This is a genomic window from Haloleucobacter ellipsoideus (genome assembly GCF_052491725.1).
On sequence record NZ_JBQWAR010000020.1, the window covers coordinates 47635 to 65860 of the forward strand.

Annotated in this window: 15 protein-coding genes; 3 read left to right on the top strand and 12 right to left on the bottom strand. The window is 64.9% G+C overall.

What is annotated here, in order from left to right:
* Window positions 1-63 precede the first annotated feature (63 nt).
* The 7 genes from ACT6QG_RS12190 to infC all read right to left on the bottom strand — a co-directional run bounded on the left by ACT6QG_RS12190 (window position 64) and on the right by infC (window position 7880).
* Window positions 64-1563 carry a phosphomannomutase/phosphoglucomutase gene (locus ACT6QG_RS12190; protein WP_444977846.1) on the bottom strand — a complete coding sequence of 500 codons (1500 nt, stop codon included), beginning with the start codon at window positions 1561-1563 and terminating at the stop codon, window positions 64-66.
* Between the two features lie 198 nt (window positions 1564-1761).
* Entirely contained in the window at window positions 1762-4176 is a 2415-nt protein-coding gene (pheT, locus tag ACT6QG_RS12195; protein WP_444977847.1) for a phenylalanine--tRNA ligase subunit beta, read from the bottom strand.
* A 16-nt stretch (window positions 4177-4192) separates the two neighbouring features.
* A complete protein-coding gene (pheS, locus tag ACT6QG_RS12200) occupies window positions 4193-5302 on the bottom strand; it encodes a phenylalanine--tRNA ligase subunit alpha (protein ID WP_444977848.1) in 1110 nt (369 codons plus the stop codon).
* A 277-nt stretch (window positions 5303-5579) separates the two neighbouring features.
* On the bottom strand, window positions 5580-5942 hold the full coding sequence (rplT, locus tag ACT6QG_RS12205; protein WP_444977849.1) for a 50S ribosomal protein L20: 363 nt from the start codon (window positions 5940-5942) through the stop codon (window positions 5580-5582).
* A gap of 34 nt (window positions 5943-5976) precedes the next feature.
* Window positions 5977-6177, bottom strand: coding sequence for a 50S ribosomal protein L35 (gene rpmI, locus ACT6QG_RS12210; RefSeq protein WP_444977850.1), 201 nt, complete (start codon window positions 6175-6177; stop codon window positions 5977-5979).
* Window positions 6178-6413: 236 nt separating this feature from the next.
* Entirely contained in the window at window positions 6414-7004 is a 591-nt protein-coding gene (locus tag ACT6QG_RS12215; RefSeq protein WP_444977851.1) for a BA14K family protein, read from the bottom strand.
* A gap of 351 nt (window positions 7005-7355) precedes the next feature.
* Complete coding sequence (gene infC, locus ACT6QG_RS12220; RefSeq protein ID WP_444977852.1) at window positions 7356-7880, bottom strand: translation initiation factor IF-3; 525 nt, start codon at window positions 7878-7880, stop codon at window positions 7356-7358.
* 351 nt (window positions 7881-8231) lie between these two features.
* Between infC and ACT6QG_RS12225 the strand changes: the two genes are divergently transcribed.
* From ACT6QG_RS12225 to ACT6QG_RS12235, 3 genes are all read left to right on the top strand, one after another.
* On the top strand, window positions 8232-9122 hold the full coding sequence (locus ACT6QG_RS12225) for a DUF3108 domain-containing protein (RefSeq protein ID WP_444977853.1): 891 nt from the start codon (window positions 8232-8234) through the stop codon (window positions 9120-9122).
* Window positions 9123-9349: 227 nt separating this feature from the next.
* Window positions 9350-10753 (top strand): glutamine synthetase family protein, encoded by a 1404-nt coding sequence (locus ACT6QG_RS12230; protein WP_444977854.1) that lies wholly within the window; start codon window positions 9350-9352, stop codon window positions 10751-10753.
* 199 nt (window positions 10754-10952) lie between these two features.
* Window positions 10953-12242 carry an NAD(P)/FAD-dependent oxidoreductase gene (locus tag ACT6QG_RS12235; RefSeq protein ID WP_444977855.1) on the top strand — a complete coding sequence of 430 codons (1290 nt, stop codon included), beginning with the start codon at window positions 10953-10955 and terminating at the stop codon, window positions 12240-12242.
* A gap of 120 nt (window positions 12243-12362) precedes the next feature.
* Here ACT6QG_RS12235 and ACT6QG_RS12240 read toward each other — a convergent pair whose 3' ends face one another.
* From ACT6QG_RS12240 to ACT6QG_RS12260, 5 genes are all read right to left on the bottom strand, one after another.
* The gene (locus ACT6QG_RS12240; RefSeq protein ID WP_444977856.1) at window positions 12363-12788 is read right to left on the bottom strand and encodes a hypothetical protein; all 426 of its coding nucleotides are present in this window, start codon (window positions 12786-12788) and stop codon (window positions 12363-12365) included.
* Window positions 12789-12881: 93 nt separating this feature from the next.
* Complete coding sequence (locus ACT6QG_RS12245; RefSeq protein ID WP_444977857.1) at window positions 12882-13772, bottom strand: alpha-amylase family protein; 891 nt, start codon at window positions 13770-13772, stop codon at window positions 12882-12884.
* Between the two features lie 116 nt (window positions 13773-13888).
* Window positions 13889-16003 (bottom strand): glycosyl transferase family protein, encoded by a 2115-nt coding sequence (locus ACT6QG_RS12250; RefSeq protein ID WP_444977858.1) that lies wholly within the window; start codon window positions 16001-16003, stop codon window positions 13889-13891.
* Window positions 16004-16023: 20 nt separating this feature from the next.
* On the bottom strand, window positions 16024-17742 hold the full coding sequence (locus ACT6QG_RS12255) for a cellulose biosynthesis cyclic di-GMP-binding regulatory protein BcsB (protein WP_444977859.1): 1719 nt from the start codon (window positions 17740-17742) through the stop codon (window positions 16024-16026).
* A 54-nt stretch (window positions 17743-17796) separates the two neighbouring features.
* Entirely contained in the window at window positions 17797-18192 is a 396-nt protein-coding gene (locus ACT6QG_RS12260) for a hypothetical protein (RefSeq protein WP_444977860.1), read from the bottom strand.
* Between the last annotated feature and the right edge of the window lie 34 nt (window positions 18193-18226).

Genomic DNA, 18226 nt, shown 5'->3' on the forward strand with positions numbered 1-18226 from the left:
TGGCGCCCGCCAGCGCCACCGCCTGAATGCATGCCCCCGCCCATGCGGTGCGGAAAAGCCTGTTCAGATGGTCTGGTTATAGGCGCCCACTTCCGGGTGGGTGCGCAGCACGCCATCGATCTCGGCGAACATCTCGCGCATGCGCGCCTCGGAGACGGGGCTTTCCACCACCACCACCAGTTCGGGCTTGTTGGAGGAGGCGCGCAGCAGGCACCAGCTTCCATCCTCCGTGGTGACGCGCACGCCATTGACGGTGACCAGATCGCGGATCTTCTGCCCTGTCACCAGCGCGCCCTCGGCGGCCAGCTTCTCGTAATGCTTCACCACCTGATCGACGATGCCATATTTGGTCTCGTCGGCGCAGTGGGGCGACATGGTGGGCGAGGACCAGGTCTTGGGCAGCCCGTCACGCAGTTCGGAAAGCGACTTGCCCGGATTGCGGTCCAGCATGTCCAGCACCGCAATGGCCGAGACAAGGCCATCGTCATAGCCGCGACCCACGGGGGCATTGAAGAAATAGTGGCCGGACTTCTCGAAGCCCACCAGCGCGCCGGTCTCGTTGACGCGGCGCTTCATGTAGGAGTGGCCGGTCTTCCAGTAATCGGCCTTCACACCCAGCCTGATGAGTTCCGGATCGGTCGCGAACAGGCCGGTGGACTTCACATCCACCACGAAGGTGGAGCCGGGATGCAGCCTGGCCAGATCGCGCGCCAGCAGCACGCCCATCTTGTCGGCGAAGATTTCCTCACCCGTATTGTCCACCACCCCGCAGCGGTCGCCATCGCCATCGAAGCCCAGCGCCAGATCTGCCTTGTGCTCCAGCACCGCATCGCGCATGGCGTGCAGCATTTCCATGTCTTCGGGGTTCGGGTTGTATTTGGGGAAGGTGTGGTCCAGTTCGCAATCGAGCGGAATGACCTCCGCACCCAGCGCCTCGATGATGCGCGGCGCGAACGCGCCGGCGGTGCCATTGCCGCAGGCCACCACCACCTTCAGCTTGCGCTTGAACTTCGGCCGGTCTGTCAGGTCCTTCACATACACATCGGGGAAGTTTTCCACGAAGTGATAGGAACCGCCGCCGCGCAGATCGAACTGCGCACCCAGCACGATCTCCTTCAGGCGCGTCATCTCGGTGGGGCCGAAGGTGAGCGGGCGGTTCACGCCCATCTTCACGCCGGTCCAGCCATTGTCATTGTGCGAGGCGGTCACCATCGCCACCGCCGGCACATCCAGCGCGAACTGGGCGAAATAGGACATGGGCGACATGGCAAGGCCGATATCATGGACCTTGATGCCCGCCGCCATCAGGCCGGTGGCCAGCGCATATTTGATGGAGGCCGAATAGGAGCGGAAATCATGGCCGGTCACCAGTTCCGGCCGCACGCCCATTTCATACATCAAGGTGCCAAGGCCCATGCCCAGCGCCTGCACGCCCATCAGGTTGATTTCCTTCTGGAACAGCCAGCGTGCATCATATTCGCGGAAGCCCGTCGGCTTCACCATGGGCTCGGATTCATAAGCATAGGTGTTGGGCGTCAGGACAGGCTTCGGGGTCGGAAACATGGGGTTTCTCCGCGCGGCAGGACAGCGCGTCCGCTTCAGGCGCGCGTCTTTGTTCTGTTGCTGATGACATGCGGCCCGCAAACCGGCCCGCACCCTCGGCTGGGGCCGGATAACATGAAAATCATGGCCGAACGATAGCAGCCGGCCATGCGCCATGCGCAAAAGAGGGGCGGACCTGCAGGCCCGCCCCTCCCGACATCACCCGCGCAGGGTTGCGCCGGTCTTTTTCGTGACCTCGGCGACGATCTTCCCCGCCACCTCCTCAAGGTCCTTGTCCGTGAGGGTGCGCTCACGCGGCTGGAGGGTGACCTCCACCGCCACCGACTTCCTGTCGGCATCCACGCCCGGGCCCTCATAGATGTCGAACACGCTGGCGCTGGCCACCAGCTTCCTGTCCGCCCCCTGCGCGGCCTTCAGGATATCCGCCGCGGCCACGTCACGCGCCACCACGAAGGCGAAGTCACGCCGCACCGGCTGGAAGGGCGACAGATCGATCTGGGGCCGGGCACGGGTCGGCTTGGCCTTCGGCTCGGGGATGCGGTCCATCACGATCTCGAAGCCCACCAGCGGGCCGGAAACATCCAGCGCCTCCAGCACGGCCGGATGGATCTCGCCGAAATGCGCCATGGCATTGGAGCCGAGCCGCAGCGTGCCCGAACGGCCGGGATGATACCAGCCGGGGGCATCAAGGCTGATCTGGAGATTCGCCACCGGCGCACCCATCGCGGCCAGCGCGGCGATGGCATCGGCCTTGGCATCGAACACATCCACGGAACCGGCATTGCCGGACCAGTGACGCCCTGCCCCATTGGGGCGCGCCGTGCCGCGGCGGATGCCGGTGGCATGCTGGAACTGGTCCTTCGGCTTGTCGCCGGTGAACACCTGCCCCACCTCGAATAGCGCGACATCCGGGTAGCCGCGCGCCGCATTGGCCTGCGCCGAACGGATGAGGCCCGGCAGAAGGCTGGGGCGCATGTCGGAGAGGTCCGAGGCGATGGGGTTGGAGAGCGCCAGCTCCGGCGCGCCGCCGCCAAACAGTTCCGCCTGCGCCTTCGAGAGGAAGGACCAGGTCACCGCCTCCACCATGCCGCGCCCGGCCAGAGCGCGGCGGGCCTTGCGGCTGCGCAGTTGCAGGGTGGTGAGAATGGGCTTGCGAGCATTCTCGTCACGCGGCAGCTCGGTGGCCGGCACGCGCTCAAGACCGAGAATGCGCACCACCTCTTCCACGAGGTCCGCCTTGCCTTCCACATCCGCCCGCCAGGAGGGCGGGGACACCTGAAGCACCGGGGCCTCACCGGAAACGGCAAAGCCAAGGTCTTCCAGCACCTTGCGGATTTCCTCCTGCGTGGCCTCAAGGCCGGTGAGGCGCTTCACCTCGGCAAGGGGGAAATCAATGGTGCGGGTCGTGTCGGGAATTGCACCCGCCAGCACCACCTCGGACGGCTCACCGCCGCAGATGTCGACAATGAGATGGGTCGCCAGATCCAGCCCCGGCAAGGTGAAGGCCGGGTCCACACCGCGCTCGAAGCGGAAGCGGGCATCCGAGTTCAGGCCGAGCTTGCGGCCGGTCTGGGCGATATTGATCGGCTCCCAGAGAGCCGATTCCACCACCACATCAACGGTCGTCTCATCGCAGCCGGACGCCTCGCCACCCATGACACCGGCAAGGCTCTCCACGCCATTGTCATCGGCGATGACGCACATGGTGTCATCCAGCTCATAGGTCTTGCCATCGAGCGCCAGCAGGGTCTCGCCCGCCTTCGCCCGGCGCACCACGAGATCGCCCGAGACCTTGGCCGCATCGAACACATGCAGCGGACGGTTGCGGTCGAACGTCATGAAATTGGTGATGTCCACCAGCGCATTGATGGGACGCAGGCCAATGGCGCGCAGGCGCTCCTGCATCCATTCCGGCGAAGGGCCGTTCTTCACGCCGCGAATGACCCGCAGGGCGAAGGCCGGGCAGAGCGCGGGAGTCTCGCCGAAATCGAGCCGCACATTCACGGGAGAGGCAAACTTGCCCTCCACCCGCTTGATGTGCGGCGCCATCAGCTCACCCAGGCCCGCTGCCGCCAGATCGCGCGCCACACCCGCCACGCCAAGGCAATCGGCGCGGTTCGGTGTCACGGAAATCTCGATCACCGGATCGTCCAGCCCGATGACCCCGGCGAAAGGCACACCCACCGGCGCATCGGCCGGCAGTTCCATGATGCCCTCGCTCTCTTCGGAAACGCCCAGCTCGCGTGCGGAGCACAGCATGCCGAAGCTTTCGACATCGCGGATCTTGCCCACCTTCAGCACCATGCCATTGGCCGGAATTTCCGTGCCGGGCGCGGCGAAGACGGTTTTCAGGCCCGCCCGTGCATTGGGCGCGCCACACACCACCTGAAGCGGGGCACCCTCGCCCACCTTCACGGAGCAGACCTGCAACTTGTCGGCATTGGGATGCTTCTGCGCGGTGAGAATCTCGCCCACCACAAAGGCGGAAAGCGCCTTGGCCTTGTCCTCGACCTCTTCGACCTCAAGGCCGATGAGGGACAGCCGCTCGACAATCTCCTCGAAGGAGGCGGAGGGCTCGAAGTGGTCCTGAAGCCAGGAGTAAGTGAATTTCATGGGTCCAGCCTCCTGTTCAGGCGCTCAGGCCGCCGGCCAGAGTGGGGAAATCGAGCGGGCGGAAACCGTAATGGGCCAGCCAGCGCACATCGGCCTCGAAGAAGGCGCGCAGATCGCTCATGCCATATTTCAGCATGGCGATGCGGTCGATGCCCATGCCCCAGGCGAAGCCCTGATACTCGTCCGGGTCCAGCCCGCAATTGCGCAGCACATTGGGATGCACCATGCCGCAGCCGAGAATCTCCAGCCAGTCATTGCCCTCGCCGAAGCGGATCTCGCCGGGGCGGGAACGGTCGCACTGGATGTCCACTTCCATGCTGGGCTCGGTGAAGGGGAAGAAGGAGGGGCGGAAGCGCATCTTCACGCCATCCACCTCGAAGAAGGCCTTGCAGAATTCCTCGAGAATCCACTTCAGGTGGCCCAGATGCGCGCCCTTGTCGATGACGAGCCCTTCCACCTGATGGAACATCGGGGTGTGGGTCTGGTCCGAATCACAGCGATAGGTGCGGCCGGGGCAGATGACGCGGATGGGCGGCTTGCCGGCCTTCATGGTGCGCACCTGCACGGGCGAGGTGTGGGTGCGCAGCACCTTGCGGTTCCCCTCCGCATCCGGCGGCAGGAAGAAGGTGTCGTGCATCTCGCGCGCCGGGTGGCCGGGCGGGAAGTTCAGCGCGGTGAAGTTGTGGAAGTCATCCTCGATGTCCGGCCCCTCGGCGACGGAGAAGCCCATGTCGGCGAAGATGGCGGTCAGCTCTTCCATCACCTGCGCGATGGGGTGGATGCGGCCCAGCTCTGCCGGGCTTTCGCGCACGGCCAGTGTCACATCCACCTTCTCGGTGGCGAGGCGCGCCTCAAGGGCGGCAGCCTTCAGCGCACTCCTGCGCACCTCGATGGCGCTTTGCACCCGGTCCCGCAGGCCATTGAGCGCGGGGCCCATCACCTTGCGCTCGTCCGGCGACATGCGACCGAGGGATTTCAGCAGTTCGGACACCGAGCCCTTCTTGCCCACGGCGGCAACGCGCACCTCATCCAGCGCGGCCTCACTGGCGGCGGCGGCGATGGCGGCGGAAATATCCCGCTCCAGGGCCTCCAGGGTGGATGGATCGCTCAGCACGGATTCGGACATGACAGCAACCTTGGGTTCGGACCCCGGCCAGCAAACAGATTCGTTTTAGCCGGTGCGCTTGGCTCGCGCTTCATAACGCTTTCCCGCAGAAGGGCAAAAGCCGCACAGGAGAAAGGCTGGTCCATTCAGGATGTCTGGCTGGAGCGGGCGCATCGCGGAGGCACCCGTTCCAACGCGAAAAGCCCCGGACGGGTTACCGCACGGGGCTTGTTCGGTCTCGGAAAGGCGGACGGTGAAGTGTCCGGCCGGCAAGAGGCGGAGCGCCTCGTGCGGGCAATCAGGCCAGAGCGGCCTTGGCCTTCTCCACCAGGGCCTTGAACGCTTCGGGCTCATGGATAGCGATATCCGAGAGCACCTTGCGGTCGACCTCGATCCCGGCCTTGCCGAGACCGTCGATAAATCGCGAATAGGTCAGGTTCAGATCCAGCGCGCGCACACCAGCGTTGATACGCTGGATCCACAGAGCGCGGAACGTGCGCTTCTTGTTCTTGCGGTCGCGGTAGGCATACTGCATCGACTTTTCGACGGCAGCCTTCGCAGCGCGGATGGTATTCTTGCGACGGCCATAAAAGCCCTTGGCGGCTTTAAAGACCTTCTTGTGCTTGGCGTGCGAGGTAACGCCACGTTTCACGCGGGCCATTCGGGTGCTCCTTCAGATCGCTTTTTGCGCCAACTCAGCCGTTGGGCAGGAAGTACTTGCGGATGAACCGGCCGTCGCTCTCGCTCAGGATGGTCGTGCCGCGCAGATTGCGGATCTGATCGTTGGTGCGCTTGATCATGCCGTGGCGCTTGCCTGCCTGACCGGCAATGACCTTACCCGTACCCGTGAGGCGGAAGCGCTTTTTGGCTCCCGACTTCGTCTTCATCTTGGGCATTTGGCTCTCCGTGGCTGAAACCACGCGCCGGTGAAGGCACGCGACGCCCAGCCTCTTGTTGCTGTTGAGCGGATTGAACGGGCGCGGCAGCCCTTTTTCGCCGGCCTGTTCGGGAGGAGGCTTCGTTACAGGATCAGCCGGCGAAACACAAGGGGCGCCCCCGTTTTCCCGTCATCCCGCCGAAGAAAGACAGCCCGGGCGCGCGGCCCGGACCTTCCAGTGATGGACATCCGGCCTCACGGGCAGGGATGCTGGAGACCGTCATAACCGGTATAGGTACCGGTTCTGGGGTTGTAGGAGCGGAACTTGCGGGCGCAATAGGCGACGATATCCGCATTGTTCGCGTTATTGTTGTTGTTACGCATGGCCGAGGCGGCCGCCGCGCCCAGCGCCAGACCGGCGATGCCCGCCGCGATCCAGGCGCCATTATTGTTGTTGCGATAATACCAGCCCCCGTTGCGCCAATAGGGATACCCCCAGCGCGCGTGACGGGGCGGCGGCGGGCCCTGCCACGCACCGGGCGGGGGACGACCATAATAGCCCCGCGGCGGCGGACCACCCGGGCGGCCATAATGGCCTCCGCGCGGCGGCGGACCGCCCCAGCCGCCCCGAGGCGGACCCTGCACCTCGATAACCGGAGCGGTGAACGGCCCGGCCAGCGGCGCGGCAGCGGCATTCAGCGACTGGGCCCGCACCGGCGCGGCCGTGACAAGGCTGGATGCGCACAGGGAAGCCACGAGGGCCCAGCTGATGGATGCACGCCTGAATGCGCGCGGCTTTACAGAGGTCGCGTCCATGGCTGTGTTCGGCATGGTTGTGCACGACATGACGTTTTCCTTTCCCGTCATCGACGCCTCACATGCAGACTGCATGAGCCCCGCTCCACGGAACCGGGACGATCCGTCCCATCCGGGCCGCGCGACTGGCGCCCTGCATCAGCAGGGCCGCCCAAGCGTCCAGGCCCGATTATGAAACACCGGGACTGCGGCAGCAATTCGCCGATTTCCGGACATATCCTGTTGATTTTTCGCGGGACCGGACACAATGGGGCCGCATCCCTTAAAGCCCGCCCACGCATCCGTGGGGGAGCGGACATGAAAAAGGCCCGGCATGCCGGGCCTGTTCCTGAAATGGCGGCCTTGCGCACAGGCGTGCACAAAGGCGAACCATCTGACGGTTCAGCGCGGGGCCAGAACCATGATCATCTGGCGACCTTCCATCATGGGCTCGGCCTCCACCTTGGCAACCGGAGCCATTTCCTCACGCAGACGCATGAGCAGCTTGTAGCCGATGTCCTGGTGCGCCATCTCACGCCCGCGGAAGCGCAGGGTGACCTTGACCTTGTCACCTTCCTCGAAGAAGCGGTGCATGGCCCGGGTCTTGACTTCATAGTCATGGTCATCGATGCCCGGGCGGAGCTTGATCTCCTTGACCTCGACCACCTTCTGCTTCTTGCGTGCCTCGGCGGCCTTTTTCTGGTTCAGATACTTGAACCGGCCATAGTCGAGAATCTTGCAGACAGGCGGCGCGGAGTTGGGAGAGATCTCGACCAGATCGAGACCTGCTTCCTGCGCCAGCGCCAGCGCATCGCGAATGCCCATGACGCCGTGGTTCTGGCCGTCCTGATCGATCAACTGGACTTCACGGATGCGGATTTCCTCATTGACGCGCGGTCCATCCTTCTCCGGCGCGACGGGTCTCATGGGGCGGCGAATGGCTTTTCTCTCCTCAATAAACAACGATACCCCATGCCAATGGGGGAGCACGACCATTGCGCGAAACGGCGCATGTCATCCTCATGACAACCCATGACAGGGAACAGGCTGGAAAGATCGGGATAAATGTGCCCAAAGTCAATGACCTTGCAGCTTTCTCTGCTATGAAATCAGCAAATCCGGTTCTTCCGGGAAGAAGATGCGTGTCGTGAAGGTCACATTCCCAGCCAGGCCACAGTTCAGCCGCCTTCCACCCGCATTGCAGAGAATGATTCCACGTGCGTCCATTCGCGGGGAAACAGTCCCGTGCAAAGAACGCAGCGGCCGATGGAACCACAGATGAGCCTTGTCCGCCCCACATCTCTCCATGCCCTTTTTCCTTCAGGCATCCGGCCTGCGGGCAGGGTGCCACGCGGCGCCATCGCCGCCTTTGCCGCCCTGTCCTGCATCACTTTTGCCAGCGCGCCGGCCACGGCAGCCGGGCGGCTGGATGCGCGCTATGTGCTCACGGTCGGCGGGGTGGAGCTCGGGCGCGGCGCGGTCACCGTGAAGGCCGATGATACAACCTATGAGATATCCGGCTCGGGCCGAATCTCCGGCGCGCTGCGCGCCGTCTCCTCCGGCAAGGGGCAGGTTGCGGCGCGCGGCGCGCTCAATGGCGCGCAGATGGTGCCCCAGGTTTATGCCATGCATGCCGAATCCGAGGGGAAGAAGGAGCGCTCGCGCATCTCCATGGCCTCCGGCGCGGTGAAGAGCACCGACGTCCACCCGCCCCTGCGTCCGCTGCCGGACCGTGTGCCCGTCACCGGCGATCTTCTCGCCAGCATCGTTGATCCGCTCAGCGGGGCCTTCGTCTATGTGCCCGGCAATGGAGACCTGCTGGCCCCCTCCGTCTGCAACCGCTCCCTGTCGGTCTTTGACGGGCGCCAGCGTTATGATCTCCAGCTCACCTACAGCCGGCGCGAGAATGTGCAGACCAAGGGCTATGACGGGCCGGCACTGGTCTGTCAGGTGCGCTACACCCCCGTGGCCGGCCACCGGACCAACCGGGAATCCGTCAAGTTCATGCAGAACAACAAGGACATGTTCATCTGGCTGGCCCCCATCTCCGGTACCCGCCTGCTGGCCCCTTTCCGCGCCAATGTCGCCACCATGATCGGCCCGGCGCAGCTTGAGGCCACCACTTTCACCGCCTCTTCCGCCGGCAGCGGGTCGCGCGGGGAGCCCTGAGGACCGAAAAGCCGGCGCATCACCGGAATGGAACAGGCGGGGAACATCCGCAAAAACCGATTCGGACGCGATTCGTTCAGCCCCTGTTCCCCACTTTTGCCGAAGTGAGCCGGCTACGCGCCCCGGCACGGCCAGAACAGCTGATGCGGGCGCATCTGATGCGTTGACTTCTGCATATGGGGCAGTGTTCCCTGATGCCGCGCGAGCTGTTCGCGCCAGAGGACACCATGTCAAAGCGCAGAAAGGCCGAAAAGAACGCCACGATGGGTTCACCCCGTGGCGTGAGCTCCCTGGAAGAGGCCAGGGCCTGGATGGCCGCCCGCAAGATCACCGAAATCGAATGCACCGTGCCCGACCTTGCCGGTGTGCCGCGCGGCAAGATCATGCCCGCCTCGAAATTCCTCTCCTCCCCTGTGATGAACCTGCCGCTCTCGGTCTTCCTCCAGACCATCTCCGGTGAATATGCCGAGTTTGAGGGTCTGGTGGATTCGGTGGTTGCCGATGGCGATCTGGTGCTGGAGCCGGACCTGTCCACCCTGTGCGCCGTGCCCTGGGCGCAGGACCCCACCGCCCAGCTCATCCATGATGCCTATCACCGTGACGGACGGCCGGTGGAAATTGCCCCGCGCAATGTGCTCAAGCATGTCATCAGCCTGTACACCGCCCGGGGCTGGCAGCCGGTGGTGGCGCCGGAAATCGAGTTCTATCTGGTCGAGCCCAACCCCGACCCGGATTATCCGCTGCGCCCTCCTGTCGGGCGTTCCGGGCGGCCCGAGATCGGGCGACAGGCCTATTCCATCCAGGCGGTGAACGAGTTCGATCCGCTGTTCGAGGACATGTATGATTATTCCGAGGCGCAGGGCCTGGAAATCGACACGCTGATCCATGAGGATGGCGCGGCGCAGATGGAAATCAACCTGCGCCACGGGGATCCGCTCGGCCTTGCCGATCAGGTCTATCTCTTCAAGCGCACCATCCGCGAGGCGGCGCTGGCCCACAAGGCCTATGCCACCTTCATGGCCAAGCCCATCGCCGATGAGCCGGGCAGCGCCATGCATATCCACCAGTCGGTGGTGTCGCTGGAAAGCGGGCGCAACATCTTTTCCGACCATGAGGGCGCGCCCACGCCGGAATTCTTCTCCTTCATCGCCGGGCACCAGAAATATCTGCCGGCGGTGATGTGCATTCTCGCGCCCTATGTGAATTCCTACCGGCGGCTGACGCGCGATTCGATGGCCCCCATCAATGTGCAGTGGGGCTATGACAACCGCACCGCCGGCCTGCGCATTCCCCCCTCCACCGCCGATGCCCGGCGGGTGGAAAACCGGGTGCCCTCTTCCGATGCCAATCCCTATCTGGTCATCGCGGCCTCCCTTGCCTGCGGCTATCTCGGCATGGTGGAGAATCTGCGCTGTACCGATCCGCTGGAAACGGATGCCAAGGAGATGGAGTTCGAGCTGCCCCGTGGCCTGCTGGAGGCGGTGGCCGCCTTTCAGGAGGCCGAGGCGCTGGCCGATGTGCTCGGGCCACGCTTCGTGGCCACCTATGCCGCGGTGAAGCAGGCGGAATTTGAAACCTTCATGCGCGTCATTTCGCCATGGGAGCGCGAATTCCTGCTGCTGAATGTCTGAAGCGGCCCTTCCCGGAAGGCGCGGGTCCGCACGGCCCGATCCGGCAGGCCATGTCCTGCCGGATCTTCTTCCGTGACAACCGGAGGCGGGATATGTCCTCGACCCGCCCGCCTTCCGCATTCCTCCACCGGTCACCCCGCACCATTTCCATGCTGCCGGAGCATGCCGGCGGCGGCGCGCAACCGAACGGAACCGCCCCATGGCATCTTCTGCCACCACCGCGCACCCGGCCTCCTGGTATCTGGCCAGCGCCAATCCCTGCCCGGACTTTGCGCGCCTCGAAGGCGCAACGCGCGCTGATGTCTGCATATTGGGCGGCGGCTTCACCGGCCTCTCGGCAGCCCTGCATCTGGCTGAAGCGGGGCTGGATGTGGTGGTTCTGGAAGCCGGACAGGTCGGCTCCGGCGCCTCCGGCCGCAATGGCGGACAGCTCCATACCGGCCAGAGGCGGGACCAGAACTATCTGGAACAGGCCCTCGGGATGGATGACGCGCGCAAACTCTGGACCCTTGCGGAAGAGGCCAAGGCGCTGGTGCGCGATCTGGTCTCCCGCCACGCCATTTCCTGCGATCTCACGGATGGCCTGATTCTCGCCGACCACAAGGCCCGATACGTGCCCGAGAGCCATGCCTATGCCGCCCATCTGCGCGACACCTATGGCTATATGGCGCTTGAGCCTCTGGACAGGGACCAGATTCGCGCGCTTGTCGGCTCACCCGCTTATCATGGCGGCGTGCTCGACAAGGGGGCCGGCCATCTCCATCCGCTGAATTTCGCCCGCGGGCTGGCGCAGGCCGCGCACAGGGCCGGAGCGCGGATTCACGAATGGAGCCGCGTGAGCCGGGTGGATGAGGCCGGCGATCTCACCATCACCACCGCCGATGGCGCGCAGGTGAAGGCCGATTATCTGCTGGAATGCGGGAATGGCCTGATGGACGGGCTGGACCGGCAGGTGGATGCCCATGTCATGCCCATCTGCAATTATATCGCCGCCACCGAGCCGCTGGGCGCGCGGGCGCATGAGATCATCGCCAATAATGCGGCGGTGGCGGACAGCCGCTTCGTGGTGAACTATTTCCGCCTTTCTCCCGATGGACGCCTGCTGTTTGGCGGGGGGGAGAGCTACCGGCGCGGCCTGCTGGATGATGTGCCCGGCTTCGTGCGGCCCTATATGCTGCGCATCTTTCCCCAGCTTGCCGATGTGCGCATCGCATATGGCTGGGGCGGGGTGCTGGGCATCACGCTCAGCCGCCTGCCCTATGTGCGCCGTCGCTCCGGGCGGGTTCTGGTTTCGGCCGGCTATAGCGGACAGGGTGTGGCGCTGGCCCCCCTCTTCGGCAAGATTCTGGCGGAGGCGGTTCTGAAACGCCCCGAACGGCTGGAGCTGCTGGAAAAGCTGCCCGTTCCCCCGTTTCCCGGCGGCCCGATGATGCGCTATCCGCTGATGGTCGCCGGGCTCACATGGTATGCCCTGCGGGACATGATCTGACCCGCCCGAAGGCTTCTTCCCGGTGACAGCCACCGCGCGGCATATAAAAAAGGCGGCCCGCCCCGCGCCGCCTTTTTTCTGATCCGACGTTTCCCGATCTGGCGGAAACTGCGCCCGGCCTCAGAGCCCGGCCAGTTCCCGGGCCTTCTGCACGGCCTTGAAGCAGCCGGCCTCATTGCCGGCGGCCTGAAGATTCATCGCCTCGTTCAGCGCGCCCCACGCTCCGGAGGAAGGCTGGTCGAGCCCCGCGGCGGCCAGAGACCCCTCGGTCGGCTGGGCGGAATCCTGCGCCGCGATGGACTGGTCAGCGCTCGGGGGCTGGGCGGGAGCCGGCAGGGTCTGGCTCATCTCCTGCTGGAGCTGCACCACCGCCTCAAGGCAGGTATCCCATTTCTGCATCTGCACCGGGCCGCCCTGCTCCTGCGCCTGCGCGGCGGGAGCGAGCATGAACAGGCCAGCGCAAAGCGCGCCAGCCGCAACCTTTACCGAACCCTGCCACAACCGCGGGAGTGAACCTGCAATCCCATATGTGAGAGAGCTTTTCATCAGCATGTCTCCTTCAACCGCGCGACCGCAAGTCAATGATTTCCCTTTTATAGAAACCGCCGCCGAAATACGAGCAAGAGCTTTCATGCCCGCTCAGCCCGCCGAGGACAGGCGGGGCAGATACTCCCGCGCCAGCCCATAGATCAATTTGCGGTTGAGATAATGCGGCCCATCAAACACCAGGATCTCAAAGCCCTGATAGGCCAGAAGCTGCGGCCCCAGCTCATTCAGCGTTGCCGGACGCATCTGCCCGTCACCCGCCGGGCGGAAGGCCTCGGCGATCATGGTGAAGCGCTCAGGCCCCAGCCGCTTGCCCAGCACCTGCCCATAATGGCGGGCGCTTTCCGGGGTGCGCATGTGCAGGCCCACCCCATCCTGGAACATCAGCCCCACATCCTTCGGCAGCCAGCCCTCGACCCAGTTGGCGAAGGCTTCGGCGCCGATATTGGAATTGTCATAGGCGCTGACCCAGAGCGGGCGCGGAAGGGCGGACAGCAGCGCCCCCATCTTGCCCACATCCGCCCATGTGGGGTCGGCCTCCACCGGAAAATACCAGGCGGCGGCACGGAAGGGCAGCTTCTGGCGGGCGATCCGGGCGGAAAGCTCCACCAGCGCGGCCACATTGCGCCGGGCTTCCGGCTCGTCCATCTGGGTGGCGAGGCCGACAATCATCCGCCTTGTCCATGGCTCACGGCGAATGCGCCGCCAGTTCGGCGCATCCTCCACCACCGGCAGGCCGAGGCCCGGCACGAAGGCTTTTCCATCCGCCACGATCCACTGGAGCATCAGCGTGTTGGCGCCCAGCATCTCCCATTCGCCATGAATGTCGAGCATGCCACCATGGATCTGCCAGATGATGCCATTGATGAGCGCCGGCTTGCGCGTGCGCGCATGGGCCAAGTTTGCCCCCGGCACGCCTGAAAGCATCACACCCGCCCCGGATGCCGCAGCCCCCAGAAGAATATCGCGCCGGCTCACATGCATGAAACATCCCCCTGAGACGCATGAACCGATCACGCGGGTGCATGGGTTTGACGCCATGGACCCTCACATGAATCCTCAGTGGCGAAACCGGTTTCACACCGGTTTCTATCATGCCCTCAGGCGGAAAGCAGCTCTACACGCCGGCGCTGTTCGCGCACCGTATCGGCAAGCGCTTCCGGCGTCACGATGCCGAGGCGCACCAGATATTCGCCGATCCGTCCGTCCTCGGCCGGGCGATAATCCTCCATCGCGGCCTCGAACGCCTCGCGCTTCATCAGGCCGCGCTCCAGCAGCAGATCGCCGAGGAGAGGCGCGGCCGGCCGGGCGGCAAAGGCCTTGTCCGCGCCGCACAGCAGGCGCAGCCCTGTATTGATCTCGCTCTCCCGCACGATCCGCTGCACCGGTGTGGTGCCGCAGGCATGGCGAATCTCCTCGATCGCCTTGGGGGCGAGCGGGGCGGCGACCGCCAGAAGCAGCGTTCCCGTCTCGTCGCGGCCGATGACCAGCGTGCGATAGCGCACCTGAAGCGCATGCGGCAGCAGGGAACCGAACGCCTGCACCATCTGCTCGGTCAGGTGACTGCGCGGCAGGCCAGACTGATAGGCGATGGCCTCCGCCAGCGTTTCCTCGTCCAGAAGCCCGCGGGAAACCAGAATCCGGCCAAGAGGCTGCTGCTGGGTGCTTTGCACGGAAAGCGCCTCGTCCAGATGCTCCGGCAGCACAGCCTGCCACTGCACCAGCAGTTCTCCCAGACGCTGGCCACGCTCATGCCTGGGCTCGCTTTCCGGGAAGTCGTGCGCGGTCTTGTCCCAGACAATGCGATGCCCCAGAAACACGTGCCCCATATAGAGCTTCCAGGCGCGCATGATGGCGGCGAAATTGACGAAATTGCCCACCACCACGCGCGGAACGGACATCAATCCCTGTTCCCAGCCATAGATGCGGGTGACAAAATAGCCCCGCTGCACCAGCCGCAGGGCAAAGGCCAGCGCATTCAGGCCCAGCACCGCCAGCAGCCAGCCCTCTGTCGCGAAGATGGAGGGGTAGCGCACGGTGATGAAACCGAAGGCATAGGACAGATAGGACAGCAGGAAGAGCGCCGCCAGAATATAGGCCGCAACGGCGATGATGGCCGTGAACATGCCCTTGCGGTCCCGCATCTGGAAATACCGGGCGGCCAGTCCGCCGCGCCAGCCCATCTGCTCCCAGCCCTGGAACGAGATGCCCAGCGCCCAGCGGGCCTTCTGGCGATAGGAGGTGCGGAAGGTGTCGGGGAAGAACTCGCGCACGCAGAGCGGCATTTCGAGCGGAATGTCCTTGACCGGCCCGAAGCCGAACAGCGTCTTTCGGCGCACCCGGAAATCCACGGGATAGCGTGCGATGATGGACGGCATGCCCGCCTCGCCGATCCGCGCGCTGATGTCATAATCCTCGGTGAGGCTGGCGGTGTTGAAGACCTCGCCGGAACCCTCCACCTTCAGAAACTGGAAAGCCCGGCGCGAGAAGCAGGTGCCGACCCCGGCCGAGGGCACGGAGCCCATCACGCTCTCGCGCACCACCAGATCCTTGGCGTGCCATTCGGCGAACTCGTCCATATAGACGCCGGCCACCATCTCCGACCAGTGGCGCTCCAGCGAGACCACGGGCAGCTGGATGAGATCCTTTCGCGGCAGCAGATAATTGAAGAAGCGCAGCTCCAGCGGATGCAGCACATCCTCGCTGTCATGCAGAATGAAGCCGGCAAACTCCATGTCATTGTCCTCTTCATACCGGAAGATGGTTTCAATGACCGTGTTGAGGCAGTCCGCCTTGTTGGTGGGGCCGGGATTGGCCAGCTCCACACGCACCAGCTGCTTGTAGCGCCGGCGCATGTTCTCCACCTCCCTGATCGTGTCGGGATCATTGGGATAGGTGCCGACAAAGATCACATAGCTGCGGTAATCGAGAACATTCACCATGTTCTCGATCATCGCCGCGATCACATCCGACTCCTGCCAGGCGGGAATCATGATGGCGAGGGGCTGCTCGCTCTTTTCATAGAGCGCCTCAGCGGAGAGCGGCTTGATGAACGGCTCGATGACGATCCGGCGGTACACCCGCCGGACCCAGTACCAGGCATCGACAAACAGGTCGTCCAGGGACGACAGGAGAATGAGAACCGCCACCACAGCCGCGGCATATTCGACAATGCGAACAGCCTCGGCAATGAGGAAAGGCCAGTAAAGCGACATGATGGCGGTCCCCGTCAGCCTCAGTTTCCTCGACGACGCACAGCGGCGGCGCGCAGGATGAGCAGGAAGAACAGGACTGCGACAGCGATACCCAGCGGCATGCCCCAACCGGAGGCATCCTGCCACAGGCGCTGCATGGTGCTGGCGCTGCTGTCGGCATCGGCAGCGCGGGCTTCATTCACGCCCGAACCATCGGCGAACAGTTCCACCAGCGTGCCATCCGGGCCCACCAGCGCCACATCACCGCGCGAGAGGCGCACCGGCTTCTGCGGCACCAGCGCCGGCTTGCCAATGCTCTGCCAGACAATGCCGCGGGTGGAGCCGGAGGTCACCGCCTGCACCAGCGCCAGATTGTTCAGGCCGGACATGTCCACCAGACGGGTCTTGTCATCCCCGCCGACAATCAGGCGATCCCCCTCGACATGGGCTTTCAGCTTGATATCCGTCACCGGCACATCAAGCGCGAGGAAGGCGCCGGAAGCGGCAAAGGGCGTGCCTTCGGGCATCACGTCCAGCGTGGCGGCACTGGCCGGAACGCCGGAGGCGGCGGCGGCGCGCACCACGCGCACCAGGCTGGCGCGCGGATCAGCCAGATAAGCCTGCGGCACCACCACATGCGGATTGCCCGACATGGCGGACACCACGCTCAGGAAGTCCGAACCGGTGACGCTTCCACCCAGATCCATATAGGAGGTCGGCAGAACGGAGGCCGGGAAGGCCTGCGGGGTTTCCCGGCACTGGTCGCTCACCGGCTGGCGCTGGAAGCTGACCCGCAGGGTATTCTGCGCACCAAGGGCGTAGGGCGGAATGGTGGCGGAGAGCTGCTCCGGCTGGCCATTGGCGGTCATCTTGCGGGCCGCCAGCAGCACGTCGTTCAGGAACACCGAAACGACCGGGTCGCTGTTGGACGCGCCGGGCGCGGCCGCCACATCGATATTGAGACGGCTGGGCACCTTGCCGCCGGTGGTGGCGGAGGCCAGATCGAAGTTCAGCGCCCAGTCTCCCCGGGCCACCACATCCAGATTGCCGCTGACAGCGCCAAAATCGGTCAGGGCCACGCGGGTGCGCGGGGGCGGGGTGGTGTCGATGGCCCGCACGACAAGATTGCCGCCATCCAGTGCGCCCCGCCAGAAGCTGTCGAACAGCGCGGCGGCCTTGTTGCCCGCATTCGGACCCACGGCGATGACCGGGCGGCCGGCAATGGTCTGGAGACTCAGCTCATCCTCGGAAACGGTCGCGGAACCAAGGCTCGCAGCCTTCTGCCGCCATTCCTTCACCAGTTCGCCGGACTCCGGGCCCAGCTTCTGCGTCAGCGCGTCGAGGGCAGAGCCCATCTGTTCCATCAGCGCCGGATCGGTCACCACCATATCGGCGCCGAAGGGAGAGCCGGGCAGCAGCAGCAGGGCGCCGATCTCGGCCGCATCCTGAATGCGATAGGCCTTGTTGCCGCTCGCCAGGGCGGAGAAGGGCGCGATGTCCCGCAGGCCGAAGGGCACATCCAGACCGCTCAGGTCCACGCTGTCGCCCACTTCCGGCAGGGTCTTCACAACCACGCGCTTGCCGGCCAGCTCCAGCGCCAGCCCCAGACGCCATGCGGTGTCAAACCCGGCCTTGGAAAGGGTGCCCGCCGGCACCAGCACGCTGCCATGGCCGGGAAGGGTGCTCCAGGCAGTGGCGATGCTGCGCACATGGGCGCCATTATAGCTGTAGGTGAAGTGGCTAGAGGGATCCAGCTTCATCACATTGCCGATCGCCCGCTCATCGCCGCACAGTTCCTGCGAGATGACCGAGGCCTAGGCCACGCCGAAGCGCACAAAGCCACCGGGGCGCGGCTTGCCGCTGATCGGCAGGGAAATGTTGATGCCGCCCCGCTCGCCCTCGAAATTGCGGGCGACCATCGGGTCGCCATCCACGGAGAACACCGCCGTGGTGCGCCCGCCATCGGCACGGATATATTCGCCATCCAGCCGGATGCCGGCATCCTGGATCGGCACGCCGGCCGGCACCGGCAGATAGACATCGCGGCGCATGTCCAGCCCCTGGAACACCAGCGGGGCCTCGATGCCGATATCGGACAAGGAGATCTGGCGGACGACCCGCTGATCCTTGATCCGTTCCTGAAGAGCCGAGGCAAGGGCATCCGCCCCCTGCGCCAGAGCGGTGCCACTCATCAGCACAAGAGCGAGCATCCCTGCAGGAAGCGCCCGTGCCGAACGAATTGTG

Coding starts and splice junctions, on each gene's coding strand:
- ACT6QG_RS12190 (WP_444977846.1), bottom strand. CDS start 1,563: ATGTTTCCGACCCCGAAGCCTGTCCTGACGCCCAACACCTATGCTTAT.
- pheT (WP_444977847.1), bottom strand. CDS start 4,176: ATGAAATTCACTTACTCCTGGCTTCAGGACCACTTCGAGCCCTCCGCC.
- pheS (WP_444977848.1), bottom strand. CDS start 5,302: ATGTCCGAATCCGTGCTGAGCGATCCATCCACCCTGGAGGCCCTGGAG.
- rplT (WP_444977849.1), bottom strand. CDS start 5,942: ATGGCCCGCGTGAAACGTGGCGTTACCTCGCACGCCAAGCACAAGAAG.
- rpmI (WP_444977850.1), bottom strand. CDS start 6,177: ATGCCCAAGATGAAGACGAAGTCGGGAGCCAAAAAGCGCTTCCGCCTC.
- ACT6QG_RS12215 (WP_444977851.1), bottom strand. CDS start 7,004: ATGTCGTGCACAACCATGCCGAACACAGCCATGGACGCGACCTCTGTA.
- infC (WP_444977852.1), bottom strand. CDS start 7,880: ATGAGACCCGTCGCGCCGGAGAAGGATGGACCGCGCGTCAATGAGGAA.
- ACT6QG_RS12225 (WP_444977853.1), top strand. CDS start 8,232: ATGAGCCTTGTCCGCCCCACATCTCTCCATGCCCTTTTTCCTTCAGGC.
- ACT6QG_RS12230 (WP_444977854.1), top strand. CDS start 9,350: ATGTCAAAGCGCAGAAAGGCCGAAAAGAACGCCACGATGGGTTCACCC.
- ACT6QG_RS12235 (WP_444977855.1), top strand. CDS start 10,953: ATGGCATCTTCTGCCACCACCGCGCACCCGGCCTCCTGGTATCTGGCC.
- ACT6QG_RS12240 (WP_444977856.1), bottom strand. CDS start 12,788: ATGAAAAGCTCTCTCACATATGGGATTGCAGGTTCACTCCCGCGGTTG.
- ACT6QG_RS12245 (WP_444977857.1), bottom strand. CDS start 13,772: ATGCATGTGAGCCGGCGCGATATTCTTCTGGGGGCTGCGGCATCCGGG.
- ACT6QG_RS12250 (WP_444977858.1), bottom strand. CDS start 16,003: ATGTCGCTTTACTGGCCTTTCCTCATTGCCGAGGCTGTTCGCATTGTC.
- ACT6QG_RS12255 (WP_444977859.1), bottom strand. CDS start 17,742: ATGAAGCTGGATCCCTCTAGCCACTTCACCTACAGCTATAATGGCGCC.
- ACT6QG_RS12260 (WP_444977860.1), bottom strand. CDS start 18,192: ATGCTCGCTCTTGTGCTGATGAGTGGCACCGCTCTGGCGCAGGGGGCG.